This window comes from Streptomyces sp. MnatMP-M17 (assembly GCF_900091995.1).
Lineage (GTDB): Bacteria > Actinomycetota > Actinomycetes > Streptomycetales > Streptomycetaceae > Streptomyces.
This window is the reverse complement of record NZ_FMDK01000935.1, coordinates 1-1439: the sequence shown is the minus strand read 5'-3', so window position 1 is coordinate 1439 and position 1439 is coordinate 1. Positions and strand designations below refer to the sequence as shown.

Below are 1439 nucleotides of genomic sequence, written 5' to 3'. Positions count from 1 at the left end.
CGGAGTCGCTCGTGCCGCGCAGCCGACGCGGCCCCGGGGTCCGGGGCTTGCCCCGGTTTCGGGAAGGGGCGGGGTGGGGGACAGGTCCCGTTGTCGCGGACCCGCTCCGACCGTGACCCCCGCGTCGCCTCCCCGTAAGGTGGTCGCCGGGACCGTACCCCGTCCCACCAGCCGCTTCACCCGGCACTGTCACCGTGGCAGTACAGCACCGCCCCGCCCGCCCGAGGAGTCCCTACCGACATGGCCGAGCACGCGCCGCACGCCGAGCACCCCGCCTATCCCGTCGGACTCCGCCTGTCCGGGCGGCGCGTCGTTGTCGTCGGCGGCGGACAGGTCGCGCAGCGCCGGCTGCCCGCGCTCATCGCGGCCGGCGCCGACATCGTGCTCGTCTCGCCCTCCGCGAAGGCGTCCGTCGAGGCCATGGCCGAGGCCGGCGAGATCCGCTGGGAGCGCCGCCGCTACGAGGAGGGCGACCTCACCGGCGCCTGGTACGCCCTCATCGCCTCCAGCGATCCCGTCGCCAACCGCACCGCCTCCGCCGAGGCCGAACGCCACCGCGTCTGGTGCGTACGCAGCGACGACGCCGAGGCCGCCACCGCCTGGACGCCCGCCACCGGCCGCAGCGAGGGCGTCACCGTCGCCGTGCTGACCGGACGCGATCCGCGCCGTTCCGCCGCCGTACGGGACGCCATCGTCGAGGGCCTGCGCGACGGCACCCTCGCCGCGCCTCACCACCGCAGCCGTACGCCCGGCGTCGCCCTCGTCGGCGGCGGTCCCGGCGACCCCGATCTGATCACCGTGCGCGGGCGCAGACTGCTCGCCGAGGCGGACGTGGTCATCGCCGACCGCCTCGGCCCTCGTGACCTGCTGAACGAACTCCCGCCGCACGTCGAGGTGATAGACGCGGCGAAGATCCCGTACGGCCGCGCCATGGCCCAGGAGGCCATCAACGACGCGCTGATCGAGCACGCCAAGGCGGGCAAGGCCGTGGTCCGGCTCAAGGGCGGCGACCCGTTCGTCTTCGGCCGTGGCATGGAGGAGGTCCAGGCGCTCGCCGAGGCCGGCATCCCGTGCACGGTCGTACCCGGGATCTCCAGCTCCATCAGCGTGCCCAGCGCCGTAGGCATCCCTGTCACCCACCGTGGCGTCGCTCATGAGTTCACCGTCGTCAGCGGCCATGTCGCTCCCGACGACGACCGTTCACTGGTCGACTGGGCCGCGCTCGCCCGGCTCCACGGCACGCTCGTGCTGCTGATGGCCGTCGACAAGATCGGCGCCATCGCCGAGGCGCTCGTCGCACACGGCAAGGCGCCCGGCACTCCCGTCGCCCTGATCCAGGAGGGCACCACGGCCGCCCAGCGACGGGTGGACGCCACACTCGCGACCGTGGCGGACGCCGTACGGGCCGAAGAGGTACGGCCTCCCGCCGTCATCGTCAT

General features: G+C 74.1%; 1 protein-coding gene. It reads left to right on the top strand.

Translation table 11 applies throughout. From position 1 onward, the window contains the following. Positions 1-240 precede the first annotated feature (240 nt). A partial coding sequence (gene cobA / locus GA0115259_RS33710; protein ID WP_093603962.1) for a uroporphyrinogen-III C-methyltransferase occupies positions 241-1439 on the top strand: 1199 nt, incomplete at its 3' end.